Annotated in this window: 2 protein-coding genes and 1 pseudogene; all 3 read left to right on the forward strand. The window is 69.6% G+C overall.

Translation table 11 applies throughout. From position 1 onward, the window contains the following. Positions 1-460 (forward strand): annotated as a pseudogene (locus tag WAW85_RS02740) (1-pyrroline-5-carboxylate dehydrogenase); the annotation flags it as partial. Positions 461-671: 211 nt separating this feature from the next. Then, positions 672-1,670, forward strand: coding sequence for a type IV toxin-antitoxin system AbiEi family antitoxin domain-containing protein (locus tag WAW85_RS02745; RefSeq protein WP_422558125.1), 999 nt, complete (start codon positions 672-674; stop codon positions 1,668-1,670). A 180-nt stretch (positions 1,671-1,850) separates the two neighbouring features. Continuing rightward, positions 1,851-2,060, forward strand: coding sequence for a heavy-metal-associated domain-containing protein (locus WAW85_RS02750; protein WP_422558126.1), 210 nt, complete (start codon positions 1,851-1,853; stop codon positions 2,058-2,060). The last annotated feature ends 50 nt before the right edge of the window (positions 2,061-2,110 follow it).

Raw genomic sequence — 2,110 nt, forward strand, 5'->3', positions numbered from 1 at the left:
GTTGCGGTACCTGGCGGTGCCGGTGACTATTCGGATCGCCGCCGACGCGCAGCTCAGCCGCGCACTCCGAGCGATCGCCGCGGGCCTGGCAGTCGGCAGTCGGCCGACGGTGAGCAGTCCGGTGGCGCTGCCGACCGCCGTGCAGGCCGCCCTCGCCGCTGCTGGCGTCCGGGTGCTGTTTCAGGACGAGGCTGGCTGGGCTGACTACCTCAGCGCGTTGGCCGCCAAGGATGGCGCCGCCGCCGGCGCCCGTATCCGCATCGTCGCCGGTGCTTCCCGCGCGGAGCTGGTGGCCGCGGTGTACGCCGCGACCGGCGGCAAGCCGGACATCGCCGTCTACGGTGGCGATGTGGTCGGCGCCGGACGCGTGGAGATGCTCCCGCACCTGCACGAGCAAGCCGTGTCCATCACCGCGCACCGCTTCGGTACCCCGAACAAGCTCTCCGACGGTCTCATCTGAGCGTCGTCGTGCGGTCCCGGCGCCGCCCGATCGCGCGCCGTATCGAACGTCGCGCGCCGTGCACGGCGCGCGAGGTTCGACATCACGCGCGAGATGATGGCGGGTGCGATGGGGGACGTCGCCACCTGATCTGTGGGTAACTCGCCGACAGGGTGACGAGCCTGTGGACGACGTTGTGGTGCGGGGCCGCGTCGTCGTCTCTGATGGGGCCATGACACCAAACGAACTGGACGTGCCGACCGGCGAACGGGACTTGCCGACCGACCGCTACGGGCTGATCCGACGGCACTCCGCGGTGCGCGCCGGGTTCACCGACCATGAGCTGAGTAGTCGAGTGGCCGCCGGGACGCTCCGCCGGGTGGGGCGCGGGACCTTCCTGGTGCCCGCGACGATCGACCGCCGCGATGCCGCGCTCGTCGCCGAGAATGCGGTGAACGACTTCCGGCTGACGAGCATTGCCCTCGTCACTGGGTCGAACTGCAGCGGCCGGTCGGTCCTCAGCCACGAGTCGGCGGCGGCCATACACGGACTGGGCATGCTGAAGCCCGCATTGGGGCGGGTGCACGTGACCACCGGCACCCGTAGCGGCGGGCAGATGCGCAAGGCCGTCCACAGTCACGCGAGCGAACTGTCGCCCGACGACGTCGTGGTGATCGACGGCATCAGCGTCACCAGCCTCGCGCGGACCGCCGTCGATCTAGCGCAGAGCGTGCGACCCACCGACCCGCTGGCGTTCGCGAAGGCGCTCGTGGTGCTCGACGGCGCCCTGCACGCGGGCGCATCGTCGGAGGCGCTGACCGCGCTGTTGACGGGCGCACGGCGCGGCGGCACCCGCTTTGCGAAGTCGGCGCTCTCGTGGGCTGATGGCGGGGCCGAGTCAGTCGGCGAATCGTGGGGTCGCGCACAGTTGATCCAGGCCGGACTTCGGGTACCCAAGCTCCAGGTGGAGCACGTGATCGGCGGTCGGACCTACCGGGTTGACGGCGACTGGGACGGAAAGCTGGCGTGGGAGTTCGACGGCTTCACCAAGTACCTTCGGTATCGGAAACCGGGCGAGAGCATCGCCGACGCTGTGTGGCGGGAGAAGCAGCGCGAAGACGCGCTGCGGAGCGCCGGGATCATGGTGATCCGGGCCTGGTGGGCGATGCTGGAAAGGCGGACCCTCCCGCAGCTCGTGGCGCCGTGGCTCGATCGGCTCGGCCTGCGGTGAGCGCACCGTCGTCGTGCTAGTGGGACGTTTCGCGCGTGATACCGAAAGTCGCGCGTCATGCACGGCGCGCGACCTTCTCCATCACGCGCGATCTGTCGGACAGGCCCCTTGCTGACTACCCCCTAGGGGTATACCTTGGAGAGGGATACCCGGTGGGGGTATCTGATTCGAGGAGGCGGCATGACTGTGAGCGAATACCTGGTGACCGGCATGACGTGCGGGCACTGTGAGGTGTCCGTGCGTGAAGAGGTCGGCGAGATCGAGGGCGTCACCGACGTTCAGGTCAGCCACGAGACGGGCAAGCTCGCTGTCGCCGCGGAGGGCGAGATCGACGACAATCGCGTGTTCGACGCCGTGCAGGAGGCCGGATACTCGGCCGAGCGGGTCTGATGAACGCGGGCACCCGACTCGCGCTGTACGCGCTGGGCCTCGTGGTGGCC

Origin of the sequence: Gordonia sp. (in: high G+C Gram-positive bacteria) (genome assembly GCF_049299075.1) — a bacterium.
Lineage (GTDB): Bacteria > Actinomycetota > Actinomycetes > Mycobacteriales > Mycobacteriaceae > Gordonia.

Excerpts from the sequence above, each read along its gene's own strand:
- WAW85_RS02745 (WP_422558125.1), top strand. The coding sequence starts at position 672 with ATGACACCAAACGAACTGGACGTGCCGACCGGCGAACGGGACTTGCCG.
- WAW85_RS02750 (WP_422558126.1), top strand. The coding sequence starts at position 1,851 with ATGACTGTGAGCGAATACCTGGTGACCGGCATGACGTGCGGGCACTGT.